The 23,445-nt window shown below is 53.6% G+C and carries 15 protein-coding genes; 7 read left to right on the forward strand and 8 right to left on the reverse strand.

Going from position 1 to position 23,445, the window contains the following annotated elements:
* Positions 1–29 precede the first annotated feature (29 nt).
* Entirely contained in the window at positions 30–1,091 is a 1,062-nt protein-coding gene (locus tag LOC67_RS06480) for an NAD(P)-binding domain-containing protein (RefSeq protein ID WP_230261718.1), read from the forward strand.
* Positions 1,092–1,219: 128 nt separating this feature from the next.
* On the opposite strand, the gene miaA is transcribed toward LOC67_RS06480, so the two are convergent.
* Entirely contained in the window at positions 1,220–2,194 is a 975-nt protein-coding gene (gene miaA / locus LOC67_RS06485) for a tRNA (adenosine(37)-N6)-dimethylallyltransferase MiaA (RefSeq protein WP_230261719.1), read from the reverse strand.
* A 171-nt stretch (positions 2,195–2,365) separates the two neighbouring features.
* Between miaA and LOC67_RS06490 the strand changes: the two genes are divergently transcribed.
* Positions 2,366–2,884 (forward strand): GNAT family N-acetyltransferase, encoded by a 519-nt coding sequence (locus LOC67_RS06490; protein WP_410001126.1) that lies wholly within the window; start codon positions 2,366–2,368, stop codon positions 2,882–2,884.
* A gap of 240 nt (positions 2,885–3,124) precedes the next feature.
* Entirely contained in the window at positions 3,125–4,246 is a 1,122-nt protein-coding gene (locus LOC67_RS06495; protein WP_230262606.1) for a glutamate--cysteine ligase, read from the forward strand.
* 136 nt (positions 4,247–4,382) lie between these two features.
* On the opposite strand, the gene LOC67_RS06500 is transcribed toward LOC67_RS06495, so the two are convergent.
* Positions 4,383–4,931, reverse strand: a complete 549-nt coding sequence (locus tag LOC67_RS06500; RefSeq protein ID WP_230261720.1) for a carboxymuconolactone decarboxylase family protein — start codon at positions 4,929–4,931, stop codon at positions 4,383–4,385.
* Positions 4,932–5,361: 430 nt separating this feature from the next.
* Between LOC67_RS06500 and LOC67_RS06505 the strand changes: the two genes are divergently transcribed.
* The 3 genes from LOC67_RS06505 (at position 5,362) to LOC67_RS06515 (ending at position 10,601) form a co-directional block, all read left to right on the forward strand.
* Positions 5,362–6,978 (forward strand): sigma 54-interacting transcriptional regulator, encoded by a 1,617-nt coding sequence (locus LOC67_RS06505; protein ID WP_230261721.1) that lies wholly within the window; start codon positions 5,362–5,364, stop codon positions 6,976–6,978.
* A 230-nt stretch (positions 6,979–7,208) separates the two neighbouring features.
* On the forward strand, positions 7,209–9,557 hold the full coding sequence (gene katG / locus LOC67_RS06510; protein WP_410001119.1) for a catalase/peroxidase HPI: 2,349 nt from the start codon (positions 7,209–7,211) through the stop codon (positions 9,555–9,557).
* A gap of 306 nt (positions 9,558–9,863) precedes the next feature.
* Complete coding sequence (locus tag LOC67_RS06515; RefSeq protein ID WP_230261722.1) at positions 9,864–10,601, forward strand: carbohydrate-binding family 9-like protein; 738 nt, start codon at positions 9,864–9,866, stop codon at positions 10,599–10,601.
* A 15-nt stretch (positions 10,602–10,616) separates the two neighbouring features.
* Here LOC67_RS06515 and LOC67_RS06520 read toward each other — a convergent pair whose 3' ends face one another.
* Positions 10,617–12,785 carry a glycoside hydrolase family 32 protein gene (locus LOC67_RS06520; RefSeq protein WP_230261723.1) on the reverse strand — a complete coding sequence of 723 codons (2,169 nt, stop codon included), beginning with the start codon at positions 12,783–12,785 and terminating at the stop codon, positions 10,617–10,619.
* Between the two features lie 160 nt (positions 12,786–12,945).
* Here LOC67_RS06520 and LOC67_RS06525 point away from each other — a divergent pair, with 160 nt between their 5' ends.
* Positions 12,946–13,701 carry a helix-turn-helix domain-containing protein gene (locus LOC67_RS06525; RefSeq protein WP_230261724.1) on the forward strand — a complete coding sequence of 252 codons (756 nt, stop codon included), beginning with the start codon at positions 12,946–12,948 and terminating at the stop codon, positions 13,699–13,701.
* Positions 13,702–13,713: 12 nt separating this feature from the next.
* On the opposite strand, the gene LOC67_RS06530 is transcribed toward LOC67_RS06525, so the two are convergent.
* From LOC67_RS06530 to LOC67_RS06550, 5 genes are all read right to left on the reverse strand, one after another.
* Positions 13,714–14,895: a serine protease gene (locus LOC67_RS06530; RefSeq protein ID WP_230261725.1), complete on the reverse strand. Its 1,182-nt coding sequence runs from the start codon at positions 14,893–14,895 to the stop codon at positions 13,714–13,716.
* A gap of 633 nt (positions 14,896–15,528) precedes the next feature.
* Positions 15,529–18,345, reverse strand: a complete 2,817-nt coding sequence (locus LOC67_RS06535) for an ATP-binding protein (protein ID WP_230261726.1) — start codon at positions 18,343–18,345, stop codon at positions 15,529–15,531.
* Between the two features lie 390 nt (positions 18,346–18,735).
* Positions 18,736–20,187, reverse strand: coding sequence for a Gfo/Idh/MocA family protein (locus LOC67_RS06540; protein WP_230261727.1), 1,452 nt, complete (start codon positions 20,185–20,187; stop codon positions 18,736–18,738).
* 417 nt (positions 20,188–20,604) lie between these two features.
* Positions 20,605–21,666, reverse strand: a complete 1,062-nt coding sequence (locus tag LOC67_RS06545) for an LOG family protein (RefSeq protein WP_230261728.1) — start codon at positions 21,664–21,666, stop codon at positions 20,605–20,607.
* Between the two features lie 89 nt (positions 21,667–21,755).
* Positions 21,756–23,225, reverse strand: coding sequence for a Na+/H+ antiporter NhaA (locus LOC67_RS06550; protein ID WP_230261729.1), 1,470 nt, complete (start codon positions 23,223–23,225; stop codon positions 21,756–21,758).
* Between the last annotated feature and the right edge of the window lie 220 nt (positions 23,226–23,445).

Below are 23,445 nucleotides of genomic sequence, written 5' to 3' on the forward strand. Positions count from 1 at the left end.
GACTGCGTTCCCCATAGGCCTTGCCTGCAATGGATCCCTCATCAAGTGAAGCGAATACCCATGTCGCGATTGTCGGCGCGGGCCCGATCGGCATCGAACTTGGTGTCGCATTAAAACGTGCCGGCATCGAGGCCGAAATTTTTGATGCCGGTCCGATCGGCCAAACGATCGCTTGGTGGGCGCCACAAACACGATGGTTCAGCAGCAACGAACGGATCGCCATTGCTGGTGTGCCGCTGCTGACTGTTGACCAGTCAAAAGCAACACGCGAAGAGTACCTGATGTACTTGCGCAGCGTTGTCACCCAGTTCCAATTGAACGTTCATCCGTATTGCCCAGTCGTTGACGTCCAACCGGCGACCCATGGCTTTTGTGTCACCACCAAGCCCGGCGGCAACGTCAAGGCTTGGTCAGCACGTGCGGTTGTGCTTGCGATCGGCGGCACGGACCATCCACGTAAACTTGGTATCCCCGGCGAAGACCTACCACATGTCGATGGCTACCTTCGCGAAACACATCGATACTTCGGACGACGTGTTCTAATCATTGGCGGACGCAACAGTGCGATCGAAGCGGCGCTGCGTCTGCATCATGCCGGTGCGAAAGTCTCACTGAGCTATCGCGGCGAAGCCCTTCCCGAAGACGGGATTAAGTACTGGCTTCGCCCTGAAATCAATGGCCTGCTTAAGGCCGGTCGGATTGAGAACCTCATCGGTACCGAAGCGACTCAGATCACCAGTCACTCGGTCAGCCTGCGACGAAAGTCGGATGGGAAGATTGTGGAAGTCCCCGCAGACGATGTACTCAGCCTCATTGGCTACTCGCAGGAGAAGACGCTTCTGCAATCCGCCGGAATTCACTTGCTTGATTCCGTTCAACGCCCTGAACATGACCCGGCGACGATGCAGACAAACGTGCCAGGGATTTATGTTGCCGGTACAGCTGTCGCGGGATCGCAAACCAGTAAATACAAAACGTTCTTGGAGAACTGCCACGACCACGTCGACAAAATCGTATCGCACTTATCGGGGAAATCGATCGAGACGTCTCGCGAGTATGAATCGCAAATCCTAGCGCAACCTGAAAGCTAGTCGCGTCCTTATTTCGTTCGATCTAGCGCGACGTCCCCGGTTCCGCTGTGGCTGCGACCGCAACATCGAATCAATGCGAAGTCGAATTGCGAGCGAATGTATCGACCAACGAAGGGATACCGCGCGGTTTATCCGATTCTCGAATTCACACGTTCGACGATCATGTCGGCCATCATGTCAACGTTGTCGAACTTGGTCACATCAAGCGGCGTGATTTCGGAAAAGGAGCGAAACCATGTTTCCTGGCGACGGGCAAGCTGCCGAGTGTGGGCAGCGACTTCTTCGATAAGCGGCGACAGCGTCTCTTGTTCAGGTTGCTGAAGCCACTGGATCACTTCGCGATAACCGACAGCTTGTGATGCTGTTCGTGATAGCTCGCCATACTGTTCGATCAAACCACGGACTTCGTCTACCAAGCCCAATTCGAACATCTGATCGACACGCTGATTGATTCGTTCATGCAAGCGTTCACGCGGATGCCCAACGGCAAAGACATGACAGTCCTTCGCATCGGTTTGACGATCAAACTGAACCTGGCGATGGCTCAGCGGAAACCCCGTCGCTTTGGAAACCTCCAAGGCCCGGATCATTCGTCGGACGTCATTGGGTGCAATCTTGGTCGCGGAAATCGGGTCAACCTGCTGCAAGCGTTTCCGTAGCGGTTCGACCCCGTAGCGTTCGACGTCAGCCTCGACGGCTTGTCGAAACTCCCAGTCTGGCGGTGGCCCGGGATCGAATCCGCGCAAGATCGCTTTCAAAAACATCGGTGTCCCACCGACGAAAATCGGAACTGACTCTCGCTCCAGAATTTCACCAACACAGCGATGCGCAATGTCCAGATAACACGCGACGCTAAAATCCTCGTTCGGCTCAGCCAAATCCAATAGGTGGTGCGGGACCTGCTCTCGGTCCGCAGGCGTCGGCTTTGCCGTACCGATATCCATATTGCGGTAGACGGCGATCGAATCGAGTGACAGGATTTCGCCACCGATTCGCTCGGCAAGCTTCATCCCCAAATGGCTTTTTCCAGACGCTGTTGCCCCGGTCAGAACGATGGCTTTATCAATCAGCGGCGGAAACGTGGAATCAATCGAAACGGTCATACTGAACAAGTTTAAGTCAAAAGCGCGATCGGAACAGTTTGTCGCATTATTCCGATCCGGTAAAGTTTACGCGAAAGAGGCGCAAACGGTAAACGCGTGGTAAACTTGATCGCCATGGGGATGACATATTTCAAGCGATACCGGATGGAGTTCGACCTTCGCAATCTGCGAATGGATGAACCCGTGATTCCGCCTGACTACGAGTTGATACCGTACGCAGGTGATCAAATCCGTGAACATGCGGTCGCGAAGTTCAACAGCTTTCGCTTTGAACTTGATGCGGATGTCTTTCCCTGTCTGGCTCGGCGGGACGGGTGCTTGAAATTGATGCGAGACATCACCGCCCGACAAGACTTCGTCCCGGCGGCAACTTGGTTGATCCGCCACCTGGAACAAGATCCGACAACTGGATCGATTTGCAAGCTGCCTGTCGGAACGATCCAAGGCTTATCCAGTGACGGCTGGGGCGCGATCCAAAACCTTGGCGTTTCGCCGCTGCACCGCGGAAAAGGACTCGGCACGATCTTGCTTGCCAAAGCGGCTGCAGGTTTCGCCAGTGTCGGCTTGGAAAAAATGCATCTCGAAGTGACCACCGAAAACACCGGTGCGGTTCGACTGTATGAGCGAATGGGATTCAAAAAATCTCGGATCGTCTACAAAGCTGCGGAAGTCGCTGGTGCTCGCTCTTAAAAGCGACTTCGCCGCACGCTTCTAAATTCCGTAGCTCCGTCGCCGTTCGTCTTCGCGACATCACGCGATACGCAGGGCAAAGACCGGCCCTTTCGTCGAATTGTTGGTCGTCGCTCGCAGGGATTGCCACTTGGGGATTGGCCCGTCACCTGTAGCTTGCAACCCGTTGGCACACAATGTGCAACCACCGAGGGGACATAGCGGCGTCTCGATCACGCCAATTCCCTGACTCCAAAAGCAATCACGATGGATATCCCAGCAGTCGGCGTTGAAGAAGAATACCAACTGGTTGACCCCGAGCACGGTGCGATGCGCGCCGATTGCCAACGGGTGATGAGCAAGATCAACGACCAACTGCGAGCCGAGGTCCAGCACGAATTGCATTTAACGCAAATCGAGATGGCCTCCCCGGTTTGCCACACCCTTGAAGACGTGCGTCACTCTCTGGTCGAAACACGACTTGCGATCTCCGAAGCGGCTAGCAAGGCGGGCACTGCGTTATCGGCCGCCGGAACCAATCCAATGCCGCTGCCTCATGCCGATGATATCACGCCGAAAGAACGCTACAGCCGCATGACGCAGCGCTATCAGCAACTGGCGCGCGACTTGTTCATTTTCGGTTGCCATGTGCATGTGTCGATGCCCGACAAAGAGCTGGGATTACAAGTGATGAACCAGTCTCGCCGGTGGCTTCCAGCATTGCTGGCTATCACGGCAAACAGTCCATATTGGGATGGACATGACACCGGTTACGCAAGCTACCGCCGGGAACTGTGGGCTCAGTGGCCGATGGCTGGACCGCCACCCCATTTCGCCAGCATCGAAGACTATCAATCCAAAGTCGCCGATCTGATCGAAGTCGGTGCGATCGCCGACGAAAGCTTCATCTATTGGGACATTCGACTGCCCGAGAAAATCCCCACAATCGAATTCCGTGTTGCCGATGTGATGCTCGACTTGGAAGACGTCGTCGCGTATGTCGGCCTGATTCGCGGCATCGTGATGCAAGCTCAGAAGGACATCCAAGATGATCGGACTCAGATCCCGATCACATCACAACTGTTGCGCTATGCGATGTGGCATGCGGCACGCTACGGCGTCGACGATACATTGATCGACCCGCTAAAAAAAGAAACGTTGCCAGCATCAGAGGTCCTTCAACGACTACTGCAGTGGTGCACACCAGCACTGGAACAATCGGGCGACTATGACGCAGTTGCCTCGTTCTTCCAACGACTGGCAAACCGGGGTACCGGGGCGACTCTACAGCGACAATGGTCGGGACAATCAGACGATTTGTCCGCCGTCGTTCGCCACTGTGTCGAAGAAACCGCACAAGGGTTTTCGGCCTCGCGTTGCTAGTGGCGACTGGTCAAGAATCGGCAACGGCAAGCCGTCAAAACTGGTTGGAAGTTTGCTCCACGAAAGCCGCCACCGGTTAGCGACTTTTGCGGAGCACTTTAAAAATCATCGGCAGGTAAAATTGCCGATCTCTTCGCTAGGTAGCGACAGCCAATTCGGGTGCCGCTGGGAAGTCGACGACCGTATCAGCAACATGGTTGAAATAGTTCGTGAAGAGGTTCAACGCCACGTTGGCGACGATCTCTGTGATAGCATCATCACCGAATCCGTGCGAACGAATGTCTTCGATATCGGCGTCACTGACAAAGCCTTTCACCTGCACGATCGCTTTTGCAAATCGAACTAGCGCGTCGTCCTTGGAGTCGACTGCCGAACCACGACGTGCGTCAGCGATTTGCTCACTCGATAGTCCGGCATGCTTGCCAAGTGCCGAATGGGCAGCCAAGCAATAGCTGCACTCGTTGGCCTGTCCGACCGCAAGCGCGATCAATTCTCGCTGCTTCGCTGTCAAAACACCCGCTGCCAACTGACCACTGAACTGCAGGTAGGACGAAAGCGTGGCAGATGAATTGCCCATGACCTTCACCATATTCGGGATCAGGCCCAACTTCTTATTCACGGCATCGTAAAGGGGACGGACGCTGTCGGTGGCTTGTTCAGGGCTAACTTGTGCGATGCGAGACATGACGGTTCTCCGTGTTTAATTTGGAACACAACTTTGATTGAATTCTGGCGACACCTAATCGCCAGTGATCATGCCTCTTACACACACGCCGTGCCAATCACTAAGACAAACCCCTAAGACATTTCCCACAAAGGACTTACAAAAAACCACACCCGTCAAAGACAGCAACGACATTTCGTGCTACCATAGCATTTCGTTGACGATCACGATATTTCGTTGTCCTTCAAGTCGATCCAGAAAGGCGTTTGAGACTTCGGGGTAGATGGTCCGTGCTCCAGTTTCGTCATCGTGCCGCTGAGAGCATCGCTGCTGAAAACAGTGCTGCAAAGAACAGCGCCGCAGAATACCGCGCCACGATGAGCAGATGCCTTTCCGGAAAGACTCTTCGCGCCAGCCGCGAGCGATCCACCAACGCAGATTGGGTTCGATAATGGGATTGGATACCTACGCCGTTTTCGGCGACCCGAAAGAGATTTTGCTTGCGATCTCTGGCAAGCATCATCTTCCAGAGCTGCTTCCACTGGCAGTTCGGCAGCTTGGTCACGACGCTCAAATCGCGTTGGTCAGGATCTGGCTTATGAAGCCGCCGGCGTCTGATGACTGCGCTCGCTGTGCCCTTTCCGAAGAATGTCGTCATCGAAAAGTTTGCCTGCACTTGGCGGCTAGCTTTGGAAACAGTCGGCTAAAGCCAGACGAGCACTGGGTCGAAACCGATGGCAGCTTTCGCCGGATGCCGTTGGGCGTTCGCAAGGTTGGCCACATCGCGGCCAGTGGCGAGTTCATACGCATCAACCTGGCCGACCAATCAGACTGGATCGTGAACCCCGGATGGGTCAAAGATGAAGGGATCGTCGCGTTCCAAGGAATGCCGCTGCGATACCGCGACGAAACACTTGGTGTACTTGGTATCTTTTCCCGTGTACCGATCGGTCCTTCCTGCGATCAATGGTTGGCCATGATCAGCGATCAGTTGGCCGCGGCGATTGCCAATGCACAGTCATTGGATGAGATCGAACAGCTCCGGAACCGGCTCGAACAAGAAAACGAATATCTACGGGAAGAAGTCGGTGATGTCTCCTTTGGAGAACTCGTCGGCAGCAGCGCCGCACTGCAGACCAGCGTACGACAGATCGATCTGGTCGCACCGACGGACTCGAGCGTTTTAGTTCTTGGCGAAAGCGGGACTGGCAAAGAACTGATCGCACGAGAAGTTCATCGCCGAAGCACTCGTCGTGATCGACCGTTGATCAAAGTCAACTGCGCCGCGATTCCTCGAGAACTTTACGAGAGCGAATTCTTCGGCCACAGCAAAGGCTCCTTTACGGGAGCACTGCGTGATCGGGCCGGACGTTTTGAACTTGCCGATGGCGGAACACTCTTCCTGGACGAAGTCGGGGAAATCCCGCTCGACCTGCAATCCAAATTGCTTCGCGTACTCCAGGAAGGCGAACTTGAAAGGGTCGGCGAAGAAAGAACAAGACGTGTCGATGTTCGCCTCATTGCGGCAACCAATCGGAATCTTCGTGACGAAGCCGCGAAGGGCAAGTTCCGTCAGGATTTGTACTATCGCTTAAGCGTTTTCCCGATCGAACTGGCACCGTTAAGGATGCGAATAGAAGATGTCCCGTTGCTGGCCAAGCACTTCCTCAATTCGATCAGTCGCAAGCTCGGACGCAAACAGTTTCGGCTGACACTTGCCAACGTCCAACAATTACAACGATATCCTTGGCCGGGCAATATTCGTGAGCTGCAGCACGTGTTGGAACGGGCGGCAATTATTTCGACCGATGGAAAACTGCGTTTCGATTTGCCGCAAGTTGCAGCAGATCTTGACACGGAAACCTCCGCCGGTGAACAGCGGGTATCTACATCGGACAGGATTTTGACTGAAGAAGAAATGATCGAACTTCAGTCCGAAAACATCCGCCGAGCCTTACGTGAAAGCAGTGGAAAGGTTTACGGCGACGATGGGGCGGCTGCACGTCTGGGGATCAAGCCGACCACATTGGCATCGCGAATGCGTAAGCTAAATATCCAAACGCCTTAACCCCACCTTTTTCACGCCGATCACATCACTAAATCGCAGATCTGCGGCTCTGAATGCTTGATCAGGGGAATAAAGACGGACGACCCTTTCATGCACCCGGTGCATTGCAACCATCCGGTCTATGCATTGGAAATCTAGTTCCCAGGGGCCTACAGTTGTTCGAAAGTAATGAACTTTTGGGCTCTGTCGCCTGAAAGTGTTGACGTGACGACCATTCCCCGGAGATCACTATGAATCGTTTTGTCACGGCCATGGCAACTTCCACCAGGCCCATTCGAACGTTCGTGTTCGCGGCGAGCTGTATTGCTGGCACTGCGGCGACAAGCCTTTCTGCCCAAGAAACCGTCTCACAAGAAGCGGATGCTTCGGCAGCGAAATGCCCCGTTGTTGGCGGGATGCATGACTATGCACCGGCACATTTGCGGCACACCGCCGCTGGCTCAATGGGCAACGCCGGTTGGTGGCCCAACCAGCTCAATCTAAAAGTCCTCCACCAGAATTCCGTCAAGGGAAACCCCATGGGGGCAGACTTTGACTACGCCGAAGAGTTCGCCAAGCTCGACTTGGAAGAACTGAAAAAAGACGTCGATGAATTGATGACCACGTCGCAAGACTGGTGGCCGGCAGATTACGGTCACTACGGTCCACTTTTTATCCGAATGGCGTGGCACAGTGCCGGTACCTATCGAGAGACCGATGGACGCGGGGGAGCAGGATACGGAACACAACGATTTGCGCCGCTGAACAGTTGGCCCGATAACGCGAACTTGGACAAGGCACGACGACTGTTGTGGCCGATCAAACAGAAATATGGGAACAAGATCTCTTGGGCCGACCTAATGGTCTTTGCCGGCAATTGTGCACTCGAATCGATGGGATTCGAGACGATGGGTTTCGCCGGCGGGCGTGCCGACGTTTGGGAACCGCAAGAGGACATCTACTGGGGCCCGGAAAGCGAATGGCTTGGCGGCAAACGCTACGACAAAGCTGACAACGATCTCGAGAACCCGCTCGCGGCAACCCAGATGGGTTTGATCTACGTCAACCCAGAAGGCCCCAAAGGTGAGCCGGATCCGTTGGCAGCAGCAGAGGCGATTCGTCGAACATTCGGCCGAATGGCAATGAACGATGAAGAAACCGTTGCACTGATCGCGGGCGGCCATACCTTTGGTAAAGCTCACGGTGCGGCCAGTCCCCAGGGTAACGTCGGCCCCGAACCAGAAGCCGCTGGTCTCGAAGAACAAGGGCTGGGCTGGATCAACAAACACGGCAAAGGCAACGCCGAAGACACAATCACAAGCGGATTGGAAGGTGCTTGGACATCGACGCCAGCACAGTTCTCGCACGACTACTTTGAAAACCTGTTTGGCTTTGAATGGGAACTGACCAAAAGCCCTGCCGGTGCCCACCAATGGAAACCTAAAGACCCAGCGGCCGCCAACCTTGTTCCCGATGCACATGTCGCGTCAAAGACTCATGCACCAATGATGTTCACGACGGACATGGCATTGAAGATGGATCCTGGGTTCAACAAGATTTCAAAACGCTTTCACGAACATCCCGAAGAGTTCGAAAAAGCATTCGCGAAAGCGTGGTACAAGCTGACTCACCGGGACATGGGGCCAGTCTCACGTTGCCTTGGTCCTTGGGTTGCCGAAGCACAGATCTGGCAGGATCCGGTTCCAGAGGTCGACTTCGAATTGATCGACGACAACGACATTGCGAAGCTTAAGAAGCAGTTGCTCAGCTCAGGATTGACCGTGCCACAACTTGTCACGACTGCTTGGGCCTCGGCAGCGACTTTCCGTGGCAGCGATAAACGCGGCGGTGCAAACGGTGCTCGCATACGCTTGGCACCGCAAAAAGACTGGGACGTCAACCAACCTGAAAAGCTCGCGAAAGCGCTAACCGTCTACGAAGGAATCCAGAAAGAATTCAACAATGCCCATCAAGGTGGAAAGCAAGTCTCAATTGCGGACCTGATCGTTCTTGGCGGCTGTGCGGCAATCGAAAAGGCCGCTGAAAATGCCGGACATCGTGTCACAGTTCCGTTTACACCGGGACGAACCGATGCCACCGACGAAATGACAGATGTCGAATCGTTTTCGGTTTTGGAACCCAAAGCAGACGGATTCCGAAACTACTTGGGTCACCACCAAGATCGACCTGCCGAGGAATTACTGGTCGACAAGGCTCAACTGTTGACGCTGACAGCGCCAGAGATGACTGCCTTGGTAGGCGGAATGCGAGTGTTGGGAACCAATGTTGGCTATCCAAGCTTGGGCGTCTTTACCGATTCGCCAGGGACGTTGACGAACGATTTCTTTGTGAACCTGTTGGACATCGATACCCAGTGGAAGAAGTCACCCGTCTGTGATCACTTTTTCCAAGGGAAGGATCGCCAAACAGGAGACGTCAAATGGACAGCTAGCGCCGTCGACCTTGTATTCGGATCCAATTCACAACTGCGTGCGATCTCCGAAGTTTACGCAAGTGATGATGGTGAAGACAAGTTCGTCAAAGACTTCGTTGCCGCTTGGGACAAAGTGATGAACCTGGATCGTTTCGATCTGCGATAAGCATTCCTCGCCGATCACTCATCGTCCTCGACGCGATTGACCAATCGATCGGAGTCTCCGCGGATCAGTGGCGATCGCAACAGCGTGTAAACATTTCGTAACGCAGGCATGACGCCTGCGTTTTTTTGTGCAATGACCAAGCGGCCGAATGTAGTTCAGCAATATTTCATGCCGCTGAAACAAAATTCCACTGCTGCGAACCATTCACGTTTTGGCTGGTGAAATTTAACGCCTGCGTAGGGAAGGCGGTATCATGTCTGTCGCAATTCCACTTTCGAAAAACCTACGCTCAGCATGACAGATTTAATGCGATACCGAACATCGTTGACCCGTTTGCCCTTCGTTCTGACCTGTTTACTCATGGGGTTCACCAGCCAAGCGGTTGCGAACGAGGTGACTCCTCAGATCTCCGTGAACCGATGTGACGACTTCAAAGTCACCGGCAAAGGCGACTCCGCCGCATGGCAGAAAGCCGATTGGGTCAAGCTAAACCGCCGGGACGGCGGAGACCTAACCTACGACGCACAGATCAAAATGCTTTATTCAGAAACGGGCGTGTACGTCTTATTTAGTGGCAGCGACAAAAAGCTGACGTCGACGATGACCAAGGATTTTGCAGACCTTTGGAACGAAGACGTCTATGAATGCTTCTTCTGGACAGATGAAGCTCATCCGATTTATTTCGAATACGAGATTTCGCCTCTCGGCTACGAGCTTCCTATCTTGGTTCCGAACATTGATGGCGACTTCCTTGGCTGGCGACCTTGGCACTACGAAGGCGAACGTCGAATCCAAAAACAGGTCTCTGCAATTGGCGGCCCCAATGAATCGATGGCTAACGTCTCTGGTTGGACTGCGGAAGTCTTCATTCCCTATGCGGTCTTGAAACCGCTTCAAAACTTGCCGCCGAAATCAGGAACAAAGTGGCGAGCCAACTTTTACCGTGTTGACTACGATTCCCAACCGTCTACCGCTTGGGATTGGTCGCGAGTTGGCAAAAGTTTCCACGAAATCAACAAGTTCGGAACTCTATTGTTCCAGTAGCCCTAGGGACACACGTCACTTTGCTGGCCAGGCCGAACGCAGTTCATGTACGCGTAGTGACTGCACGTCAACTTGGCCACCACGAACTTCAAAGTGCAATCGATTGTTGGTTGCGTCCATGTTGAAAGGCAGTGGCACATAGCACAGACCATCACTCGCAAAGACCTCCACACCAGTACGATCACAATAGATCGTCAGCTTTTGTTTCCCGCCACGCATCGGGGCGGGGACGGTGCGATCGTCCACTCGCAATTCTTGATTCTTCGGATCGTAAACGACCATCACATCGCGAATATTGAAAATCACTTCGCTGGCATCTCCGGGATCAAACTCAACCTGCAGCTCAATCAGGTCACTTCGAATATCGTCGATCGGATTGGCATCGCCTTCAGAAATCGTGAATGATCCCAGATCATGTGTCTCCTGCCTTAGTTGGTCCAATTCCTGTACCGGCGTGAACGTCATTCGTGGGCCATCGTCTGTCGAAACCAGACGCAGTTCCAACGGAATGGTCATGCTTTGGTTGAATGGCATCCCTCGCGTTTCGGTTTGCCACCATCCGATTTGAATCCGCCGGCCATCTTTCTCCGGGATATCGCTAAACGTCTGTGCCGCGTAGAAGCCACGGCCTCGATGACCGGGCAAACGTTCATGTTCTGGGGTGAAGCGTTTTCCATCGAACGTACCGATCGCGTAGACGCTGTCAGCGGCGGTTAGAACCCATTTCTTATTCGCAGGATCACCATCGATCGCTAGTTCAAAGAAATCAGGACACTCAAATAGATAGCGACCACCGGGGGAGTCTCCTTCACTGATACTGGCCAATTCCCAATCACGCAGGTTCTTGGATGTATAAAAGTGGACGGTATGTTTGCCTTCCAACTCAACGTACAGCACCATCACCCAGTGTTGGCTTGGTTCATGCCAGATGACTTTTGGATCACGATTGCCTGCGGTCACCTCGTCGATGATCGGGTTGCCATCGTATTTAGTGAAGTTGCGACCGTCATTGCTGTACGCAAGCCCTTGAATGGTTGGACTGCCTGCTGCGGTATAGAACAACACGAGTGGTGGCTTGCCATTTTTTCCGAAGCCGCTGGTATTGTTCCAATCAACAACAGCGCTGCCGCTGAACATCGGCCCCATCTGATCGGGTAGCAATTCGTCCCGAAGTTCAGTCCAGTGGACCATGTCACGGCTGACCGCATGCCCCCAGTGCATATTCCCCCAACCCCAGCCATACGGATTGTGTTGGAAGAACAGATGGTATTCACCGTTATAGTAAACCATCCCGTTGGGATCATTGTTCCAACCGCGTGCGGGTGAAAAGTGGAACTGACCACGTTTGGGTTCTTGATAGAGGTTATCGCTCCGTTTGCGTTCATCCAAAACGTCAAGATGTGAAAGTGCATGCGATGACTCAGGCAACTGATCAACACGAACCGTCAACTCTTTGTCAGCCCACTGACGAACATCCATCGGTGCCCACCAATCGACCTGCCCGTCTGCAAGTTCCATGGTGTTGACCACGGCGACCTTACCGTCGACTAAAAGTGTGACGGTTCGCTTCGGTGCGCCATTCTTGATTGGAAAATTCAAGAATTGTGCATCGGCAATCAGGCTACGCTCGGCATTGCGAATCGGTCCCGCAGGTCGCTCATCAGTTTGCACAATATAATCGACGTTGATGTGCCCCCAACCTCCGGTGGCTTGATCAACAATGCGGATTGATGCTTGACTCCCTTTAAACTCTTTCACGTCCCAAGAGTCTTGTTCAAGCGATTCACTTCCTCCTGCTTGATCATTCAACCCTGTCGCCGTTCGTACGATCTCGCCATCGATCATCAACTGCAACGCCAATCGCTCGGGGTCTTTTCCACCACCGATTAAGAATCCGATGTAATCACGCTCGATTCTAAAAGGCGGTGACACCAAAGTACCGGTGGTCTTATCACCTTCAAAAAAACTATTGACCAAGCCTTCACCTTGGTACCCGTCGACACTCATTTGCCCTGGCAGCGTTCCGCGGGCAGGGCCTGCACCAAAAGCGTTGCCCGTGACAGACCATGGCGAATAGGTTTTCGATTCGAAGTCGGCGACGGTCAAGTCATCAGCTGCCGAAGCGACAGCGGAATCGCAGCAAGCCGGAACGATCAATGCCAAGACCGCCAAGCTGCGTCGCAACAAAGAATTTGAATCCGAATTGCATCGAATTTCGGTGGCGAAAGGAATCATATTGAATGACAAGCGATGGGGAAGGAACCGGAGGATCATTGCATCCTAGCTTGACAACTGCCCCAGGAAACGTCTTTTGGGTTGCTGCCATTCTTATTATGATCCGGCCATGAACCCCAAGCAATTTCAGCAGCGTTTTTTCGAGAGTTTGGCTGATCCATCGGGGATTCGCAGCATTTTCGACTACCTTCCCGGCATCTACTTTTTTGTGAAGGATCGTCAGCGGCGCCTCGTTACCGCCAGTGCGATGATCCTTGAACGCTTGGGGATGGACAACGAAGCCGACTTCATCGGAAAGATTGACGAAGAGGTTTACCCAAAACAATTGGCGGCGGCGTATCGGGCGGACGATGAATGGGTCTTCCAATCAGCCAAGCCTTTAGTCAATCGATTGGAAGTCTGGCTGGACGAAGACCGTCGCCCGGATTGGTGCGTGACGACGAAGCTGCCTTTATTTGGAAAGCCACTTTCGGATCAGCAGCCAGCCCCCGTGGTCGGGTTGATGGGAATCTCACGCCGCGACCTCGATCGAGAGGTTCTACGACCGGTCAATGAAGCGACTCAAGCGGTGGACTATCTACGCACTCGTCTTGATCGAATCGTTTCGGCGGAGGAACTGGCCAAAGGGATCGGCACATCGGTGCGGACTTTGAATCGTAAGATCAACGAAACCTTTGGCATCCCTCCCTATGAATTAATGTTGCGAATGCGAATCCAATCGGCCGCCGAGTCATTGCTCCGTTCTGATGAAGAGATCTGCCGCATTGCTGTTGACCACGGCTTTTGCGATCAAAGCACGTTCACACAACACTTCCGAAAACGCATGGGTATGACCCCACGCCAATTCCGACTCGCCCACCGCTAACACGTGCCCCCCTCAGTCTGCGAGCCAAGCAGCGAGGGTTGCTTCGGCAGATTCCTCGGTGGCTTTGGGCTGGAGATCTTTTTGCATTGCTCCTGCTAGACGAGCAACATAGTCAATCGTGCTTTCGAGTGTTTCGTCGCTTGCGGTTGCGTCTAGCTTAGCGACATAGAAGACGATATAGCCACTGTCATTCTTCTCGATCGCCCAGGATCCGATCTTCGTTGCAGAGTTCTGTCGCATCAGACGCATCATCAAGTCTTCGGCAGGTGTGGTTTGACTGGTCTGAACCGTCGACCAGATCCGCCGCACATCCGCTCGACCGTGATACTCGGTATGCTTGGCAACAAAAACCGCTTGGGTCGTCTCGCTGCCGATCGAACGATCAATTTGGTAGTGACCGCTGGCATGTTTTGTGTATTCGATACCTGCCTCATCGAGCAACAATCGCGTTGCCAATGGAGCACTCTTCCATGGGCTTCGAAGTATCTGGCGGATCTCGCTAACATCGACGCAAAAGCTGACCAGAGCACTTTGTGGCGAAAACGATTGTGCCAGTGCGACCAATTCACCCTTCTCGTTAACGATCGGCCCTCCACTGTCACCCGGCTTGATCGGGCTTTGTGTTTCGACAGCCATAAAGTCATGCTCACCATGAGTCGACTTGAATTTCTTTTGATAAACCGAGCGAACAGTTCCGGAGGTGTAGACCCACAGGATATCGCTGTCACCAGGGTTTCCGACCAAGTCGACTTTCGTGCCGGGCGTCGTACTCTGCTCTGCCAGCGTGATCGGTGAAACCGATTCAGGGACGCGTGGTAGCTGAATCAATGCCAAGTCACGACGACGGTCGACAGCAATGACGTCTCCCTGCAGCCCCAATTTTAGAATGTTCTGCAGGTAGTGCTTTCGCCGAACGGCAAGCTTTCCGCCAGGCGAGTCGGGAAAGAAAACAACCGCTTTTCGACTGTCGCCGACGACGTGCGAGTTGGTTAACAACAACCGTTTTTCCGCGTCGACGTAGACACCGGTACCCGTGCTGGTTTCGTTTTCTGCATTGCTGGTGATCACCCAAGCGACACTTTGAAGGACCTGCTGATACTGGCCTGAATCGGCACGGACCGAACGCAAATTGACGACGGTTGCGGTCAAGACGATCGCGATGCAAAGGATTGTTCGTGGAATTCTGAATGACATCTGTGCACCTCTATTCGCCTGTGCGATTGAAAAAGCGTTGATTCTTCAATGCCTAGCGAAAGAACCGACCAGATGTTTCAGATATTCCTCGTTTTGAATTCCAACCCATTATTTCACGGCTCAAACCGACGTTTCTGGGGCTCAATTCGCTAGTCGAAGATCTTGTCCGCACTCACTCAACCGTCGCTTGCGCGATAACGGCTCAGTTGGTATTCCCATGAGCCGCTTTGGCGTTAGCCGCGGTTGTTGCCTGCCTTGTTTGCACCCACTCAACCGTCGCTAGCGCGATAACGGCTCAGTTGGTATTCCCATGAGCCGCTTTGGCGTTAGCCGCGGTTGTTGCCTGTCTTGTTTGCACCCAGTCAACCGTCGCTAGCGCGATAACGGCTCAGTTGGTTTTCCCATGAGCCGCTTCGGCGTTAGCCGCGGTTGTTGCCTGTCTTGTTTGCACCCACTCAACCGTCGCTAGCGCGATAACGGCTCAGTTGGTATGCCCATGAGCCGCTTCGGCGCTAGCCGCGGTTGAATTCATTTGCCTAAATCCAGCACGCGGATAACCGACGCTAACGCGTTTCGGCTCATCGACCCTAACAAAACATGAGCCGCTTCGGCGCATCGCCAGGTCCCGTGCTTCTAGGTCGCCGAAGGCCGTGCCACCGCATTGCAACCACGGCAGACTCGATTCAGCGTCGCATCCAACTCGGCCAAACGAAACGGCTTTCCGATACAGGCATCGGGCTGGAACATTCGATCAAGAAAGCGTTCTTGGATCTCGTTCACCACACCACTACAGATGATGACGGGGATCTCACTGTCGTGTTGCTTGATCAGTTCGAGCGTGTCGACTCCTGATACCATTGGCATGATCAAATCCAAGATGACAACATCAGGACACAAACCTTTGGCAAGCTGATCGAGGGCATCAGAACCGTTGTCGACGGCTGTTACCCGGTGGCCTAGTTCCTCAAAACTTAGCTTGGCTATTCGGCGAACCTCATCATCATCATCGACCAATAAGATGTGGTACGTCGGCAGATCGCCGATGTCGTCTGGTCGATTGATTTCTGTTTGAAGGGAAGCCGGCGAAATTCGGTGTCCGGTCATCACCTTGGGCTCAGGTGGCTCCAGACGTGGCACCGATCGCAACCCATTGGAACCGGCATGTTCAATCGTTGGTTGCGGTTGATACTTTTCTACCGGCAATCGAATGGTGAACGTTGTGCCCTGACCGAGCTGGCTGTCACAATCAATCGTCCCACCGTGTTGCTTGACGATCCCGTATGCGAGTGAAAGCCCAAGTCCGGTCCCTTCGCCTACTTTCTTCGTCGTGAAAAAGGGTTCAAAAATTTGCGAGAGGGTTAAATCATCGATGCCCACGCCAGCATCAGCACATCGGATGATTACCGATCCGGCAGAGTTGGCAGATGATTCGAACTGAGTTTTCAAAACGATTGTGCCAGCCTTGCCTTCGTACGCATCTTTGGCGTTGAAGCAAAGGTTCAACAGAACCTGCCCGAGCTGTGTTTGATCGAAGCGACAGGCGGGAAGATTCGGCGCAAGATCCGTCACCACGCGAATGTCTGGTGAAAACGTCGATCGCGCCAGTAGGGCAGTTTCTTCAACCGTTTCATTGATGTCACCGGGCAACAGTTCGACGCTCGTATGACGTGAGAAGCCAAGCAACGAACGCACCAGTTTGGTCGCTTGCAATGTGCAGCGGCGTGCTGATCGCAAACAATCCAATGAGGTTTCGCTGCTCGTGTGCTGCGTACGTTCAATCAATTCGAGATTCGAAGCGATCCCGGTGAGCAAATTGTTGAAATCGTGCGCGACACCGCCTGTCAAACGCCCCAGCGCATCCAGCTTTTGACTTTGCACCAGCTGAAATTGTAGTTGACGGTTGTCATTGCTGGTTCGCTGCAGACGCAGCCAAAGCGTCGCGAAACAGACCATGCCTAAAGTACAAACTGCGGCCAAAACACCCAGCGAGGCGATCGCAATCGCCGGTGAAAACTGCCACCACCTTGCGGTGACATGGACCTCTTCGATCGACGGCACCTCGACCGCAAGGATTGGCTGGACATCGGCGTCATCAGGTGCAACCGCATCGTTGTTGACGGGCACCGCCAACCCAGAAACCGAGATTCGACGGGCGGTCGTCAGATCGAGCGGACGCAAATTGTTCTGTGCAGAATTGAGCTTCGCGACAAAGTCAACGCCTCGATCTCGCAGCGTAATGTAGGTGAATCCGTTCAATTGATGCGAACTGATGTAGGTCCCGCTCAAGCTCGCACGCATCGGAAGTTCGGCCAGATTGATCGATCGAATGTCCGTTTGCGGAGGCGGCAGCAGTGCTCGTCGACCACGTGTCACGACATAAACGCTACGGTATTCATCGTTCCCAACCTTGTAGACGAAGGCATCGACTGTGCTGCCGACCAAAGCGGAGTCGATGATCGATGATCCGATGACAAGGCTTTCGCCATCTTGTTCAAGCAGGTAGTGCTGATTGGGTAGCACTTCGGCAATTTGGCCCTGCAAGGCGTAGATCGCCGTCCCGGAATATCGTTCCCGAATTTCGTCAAACGAAATCGGATCCGATGGAAGTTCAACCGAATCGAGGCGTTTGGAATCTCCGATGACTTGAAGCCTCGGATCATCTTCATTGGTACGGAAGTAATAGCGAGTCGGATTCCAATCGGTATCCATCTCACAGCTAAGCGTTCCCGTCACTTCGACTTTTCGATTTAGCAGCTTGTCCCAATCGAAGTAGTTCACTTCGTCACGACGGTTGACAACGAATTCACTTTGATGCGATGTACACAGCGCCTTCCAGATGCTTCCGACTCGAATAATCTCTCGGACTTTGCCATGCGAACGGACGTAGTGTGACCATAGCTCGCCGAGTTCGATTTCGCTGATATGGACTGCTCGCGGAACAATCTCAATCGGCTCATCAAGCACTTCAACCTCTTCGGCATAGATATAGAAGTGATCGATCTCGAGGTAGCCACGCACGCGAACTTTGGTGCCGGGCTTCAGCCGCTGGTACTGCCGAAAGAAAGCAGGTGGAACCTCGACATAGAGCGCGTCGAATTGATCTTCGACAAAGATATCGCCGTCACGGATGTCCCAATAATTAACGGTCGCATGGATATCGATCGGAACGGATTCAATCGTCGGATGCCCGTACAAACGACTGGCTTGACCGAGGTCGCTGATGACAAGTTCGCCGGCCTCGGCCAATTGAACAACTTCCTGAGTGGCTGGCGGTGTCAACGCTTTGCCGCGAGGAGGATCGTGCGCAGACGCCGCCTGACACCAAACCGCAACAACTAACGCGGCCAGGATACCCCATCGGCTTAGACGTCCTTGCCGAGCCGATCGAATTGAAACGAAACGAGACGACGGACGACGCTTGTGCAACATCGCCGCGTACTTTTCATGCATCGTTCCGGATCCTTCAAATTTGATTTTTGAGCCTGCTAGACCGTGAGTCGGCAAAGTCGTGGACTGTTGAATGGTTTCCAGTTACCGGCATCGCGAATATTGACGCCGAAAACTTCAAAGTGTCCGTCTGATTTTCAGAGTATCCCCATGGAGTATTGATTTTACTCCGTTATTGATTTGGGGGCACCTCATCGAGGTTAACCCTCGGTCACAGTCGACGGGGCAGATAGATAGCGCCGCTGCGGGCGAGCCCATCCCGCAAAAGAAATCTAGGCTCCAGAATCTTCATACGCGGCCACCGGAGGCGAAATTTCGCCTCCGGAGAATTACGTCGCTGGTGCCCGCTTCGATACCGATGCACGAGCGGGCCCACGGAACGAGAACGCTGCTTTAGACGATCTCGGGAACTTCGTAGCCCTTTCGGTACTCGCGTTTCAACAACGGATTGGCGAGCTCGGCATTTTCACCGACGAACGTTTCTGTTTCGGGATCAAGTTCCAACATCGGGCTAAGCTTGATCTGGCTATCAGTCATCTTCAGGCCGTGAGCGTCAAGATGCGACTCCATTTCACCCAACAGACCTTGCCACTGTTCAAGTTCAACTTGCTCGGCGTTCTGTTGCGAGAACGCTTGGCCGGCTTGAACTGCGATGTTGGCCAAGTTGCACCAACCGGTGCTGTCGTTGCCGACTTCAACCTCGGCGTTGAGCAGGCTTCGGTCGCCAGCGCGAACGGCATCGATAAAGTTCTGTTGGTGAAGGACATCGCCGTTACCTTTGAACTCACGAATCTTTTTGCCTTCGTTGTCATAAGCGACCGCGCGTCCACGCTGACCTTCGAATCGGCCGCCTTCGCAGTAGGCCAAATAACCGCTTGAAGGTCCGGGATTGCTAGGGCTACCTTTCGCACCAGGTTTGGCAGGTAGGTTGCTTAGCCCGATCACAACAGGAATCGACCCGGTATCGAAATAGGTGAAGTGAACGTTCGGGGTTTCACCCGCATCGTTGTAAACAACCCGTCCGCCGCCACCGAGAATTCGTTTCGGCAGCGCGACGCTATCTTGGAAAATGTTGTTGCGACAATCGTCTAGGACGTGCACGCCCCAGTTACCCATTTCGCCCGAACCGGTGTTCCAATCCCAGTGCCAGTCATAGTGCAGCTTCTCGCGATAGATTGGCTCGTCAGCTGCGGGGCCCAACCACAAGTCGTACGCGACGTTTTTATCGATCGGCAATGGTGTGCTTCGTTTTCCGATCGCACCACGAACGCCGTAGCGATTGACGCGTGCAGCTTTGATCTCGCCAAGAGCTTTCTCTTCGTGCAAGAACTTTTTGATCTCCGCTTGCATCGGGTCTGAACGCTGCTGTGTTCCGAGTTGGCAGATTCGGTTGTACTTGCGAGCGGCTGCAACCGTTTGCTTGCCTTCCCATTGGCTGTGCGACAATGGCTTTTCGACATAAACGTCTTTGCCAGCTTCCATCGCCCAGATGGCGGCCAAGCAGTGCCAGTGGTTGCACGTTGAAATGACCACAGCGTCGATGCTGTCCGAAGCGATCAAGTCGCGAAGATCGGTCCAACCTTGCGCCTTGGGGAAACGTTTCTTCGCTGAACCCAATCGTGACTCATCGACGTCGCACAGGCCTGCGATGTTCACACCGGCCACTTTCGAAAACTGTGACATCAAGCCTTGGGAACGCCCGCCGCAGCTAATAAAGCCGACATTGATCTCATCGTTCGCGTTGGCGGCCCAGGATTGGCGAGCGGGAAGTGATGAGGTAACGGCGAACGCGGCAGCGGCTGTGGCGGTCGCACCGGTAAATTGACGGCGAGATATTCTGGTCATTGATAGGTGGGGCTATGGAGGGAAAGAAGAAATAGACGCCTTTATCATACCTAGTAAAGGTGTTTGCGCCTCGTCGATAGTAACCGACGTAAAGATGATAACGGCGTGCGTCGGCCGTTTACACCGAAATCCCGCGAGCGGAAACCGCAGCCCTGACGATCAGAACGAACGCCCGGCTATGACGCGGTTTTTTTAAGGCAATGAAGCCGCTTGGGAACCGGCGATGCCTTCCCGAGCGCGCCTGCCCTAAAAATCCAGAACCAAACTGCCCCAACACACCCCAGAAAGTTGGACTCCCGGGACGTGTCAGATCAGAATTCGAAAGCGATGGTCCAGCGGCACTGTTCTGCGACCTTGCCTGGAAAGATTGCCTGGAAAATCGACTAATGTCGATTCAGCTTGGCAATCGACAATCGTTTAGTCGGCGTTGATTTCGTTGATCAACAAACGCAACCGGCCTAGGGATCGGCGATTGAAATGCAGCACCAATCTCGGCAAGCCGGCTAGATCCGGTTCGCCAGCTTCCTCGGGAAGCGATTTCGACTGCGTGATTTTCCCCTTAACCAAGATATCGGCAAAGTTCTCGTTTAGTGAATCGAGTTTTTCGTCGGACAAACGTTCCTTTAGGCGGAACACCAAGCGGTCATGCACGTATCGCATGCTGTGGTAACGCCGATAGAACTGCAAGATTTCTTTTACAGCGACACCGACATCGTTGGTGATCTTATATAGCGCCGTGTCGTCACCGCTGATCATCCCGCCTTCGCCTAAATTGCGATCGACGAACTTGCCAAAGTCGCTCCAGTAATGACCATTGGGATGATCCAGCAGCACCAGCGGTAGCATGGTTTGCTTGCCGGTTTGCATCAACGTAAGCGTTTCTAAAGCTTCATCAAGAGTTCCGAAGCCTCCGGGGCAGCAAACCACCGCGCTGCACTCTTTGACAAACATCAGCTTTCGAGTGAAGAAGTACTTCATCGTGACAAGCTTGGGATCGCCTTCGATCACATGGTTAGCGCCTTGCTCGAAGGGCAACATGATGTTCAATCCCATCGACGCTTCTTTACCAGCGCCAACGTGCCCGGCTTCCATGATGCCACCGCCGGCACCTGTGATCACCATCCAACCGTGTCCTGCCATCTGCCGTCCAAGCTGGACAGCGGATTGATAATCCGGATGATCGGGTTTGGTTCTGGCCGAACCAAAGATCGTGACTTTGCGGCGACGGCGATACGGGCGAAAGACTTTGAATGCGTATCGCAGTTCAAGCAACGTTCGCGACAGAACCTTCAGATCACCACGCGAAGTCTGATCGCGTTCCAGCCGATCAATCGTCGCTCTCATCTCATCGAAAAGCGATGTCTTTTCCGGAGGAGCCGAATCGACAATCGGATCGTCAGCCGGCTGCGGTCGTTCCGGTTCGCTCTCCCCAATCGCTTCTGGTGGAAGTTGCTGGGGATCAAAATCTTTTGCATCCATGTCGACTACAGGGTTGTCGTAAGGTCTTGCGTATCGGGGCCGAGACGAGAAGCAATCGTATCTTCAATCTCATCGCCCACATTTCTTGCTTAAGTCGTTCCTTCAGATGGTACGTCATTTGTCGAGCCCAGGTGGTCGCCAACGCGAACTCCTAGAGCTTTCGCAATAACAATTGACAAGGGTGCGGCAGCGAAACTGAGCAACGCCCCCATCTTGACCGAGTCTTGGATTGCACCGGGTACCTTGAAAGCGGCCACCGAAACGAACAATGCGACCGTAAAGCCGATCCCTGCAACCATCCCAAGCGTCACGACATGTCGATAGTCCATGCCCGCGGGCTTTTCTAATCGCAGCACCTTTTCTGACAAGAACGTCATGAAGGTGATGCCCACTGGTTTGCCAACCAGCAATCCGACCAGCACCAGCCATGTCCCGGTACCGACACTGCTAAGTACCACACCCGCGTTCACCAAACCGAACAACCCAAGGATGATTTCGACGGGGACTTTCCAAAAGTGCTCGAACTCGTTGAGAGTGTCCTGACGATTAAGTTCCTCTCGAGCAAAGATACCGAGGTCGGATGAAGCGGATGGCAGCAGCGGGATGATCGGAACCAATCCCAGCGCGGGGTGAAGGTTGGCTTCGTAAAACGAAAACCAAGATGCGATCCCGGGACCGAGGATATAGAACCAGTGCGATTGAACCTTCATCTTCGATAGCAGCCATGCGACAAACATCGCGGCAGCGGTTAGCAACAGCCAAATCGGTTCGATCGGTGCGGATGGATAAAAGATCGCTAGGATCACAAGTCCAGCCGCATCATCTGCAATCGCCAAGAGCAACAAGAACGCGATCGCCGGGTGACCGACTCCGAATATCAGTCGTGCAACCAGATAGCTAAATGCGATGTCTGTTGCACAAGGTACCGCCCAGCCCTTTCCAAATTCCGCAGTCGTTCCGGTGAGCATCGCGCCACCGAGGAAGAAAAGTGCCGGACCGGCAATGCCGCCAAAGGTCGCGAGCAACGGAGTAGCCGCTTTTCGCGGATTCGATAACGCACCGCCGGGAAGTAACGATTCCCAAACCTCTTTCGCCGCGATCGCGAAAAACAAAGCCATCAACACGTCGTTGATGATGAACAGCAATGAATACCAATGATGCCCGGTGTCTGCCGGTGAATCATGAGAATCGGATTCGCCAGATGTCGAATCATCGCTCACCGTCTCGTCATGATTGGCATGTGAATCTTCGGCAACTTCGACCGGCGCTGTGTGCTCGTCAGCACCTACCGATTCATCAACGCCTGCGGCAGCTTCGCTTTCGGCGACAACAGGAAGGCTGTGCTCTTCGCCACCGACTTCACCGTGACCATCAACATGCGATTCACCCGCGCCGACCAAAGTCCGAACATCGAAATGGATGAAATCGTGGTAGCTGTGGCTATTGTTCTGAGCGGCCCAGTTGGCCCAAATGAGCGCAATGACTGCCCCGGTGATCAAGAACAGTGAATTGTCGACAAAGAAACGGAACAGGCCTTTCGGTTGATTGTGCCCAGACATGGACGTGATAAATCTCGGTGTATGGCGGGCTGGTAGGAAGGGAATATGTCCCAATGTGACATACGATGCCGTACAGGCTTGGCATGGTACCGATTGAAACCGGATAGCGTGAGCCCAGTATCATTTCCCTGAAAAAACGGCTGTGCGAAGCAATTCTTGCTTATTGGATTACTGAACAAAGCCTCGGATTCATACAGCTAGTATCGGCAATTTCCGACAT

This window comes from Stieleria sp. JC731 (assembly GCF_020966635.1).
Classification (GTDB): Bacteria; Planctomycetota; Planctomycetia; order Pirellulales; family Pirellulaceae; genus Stieleria.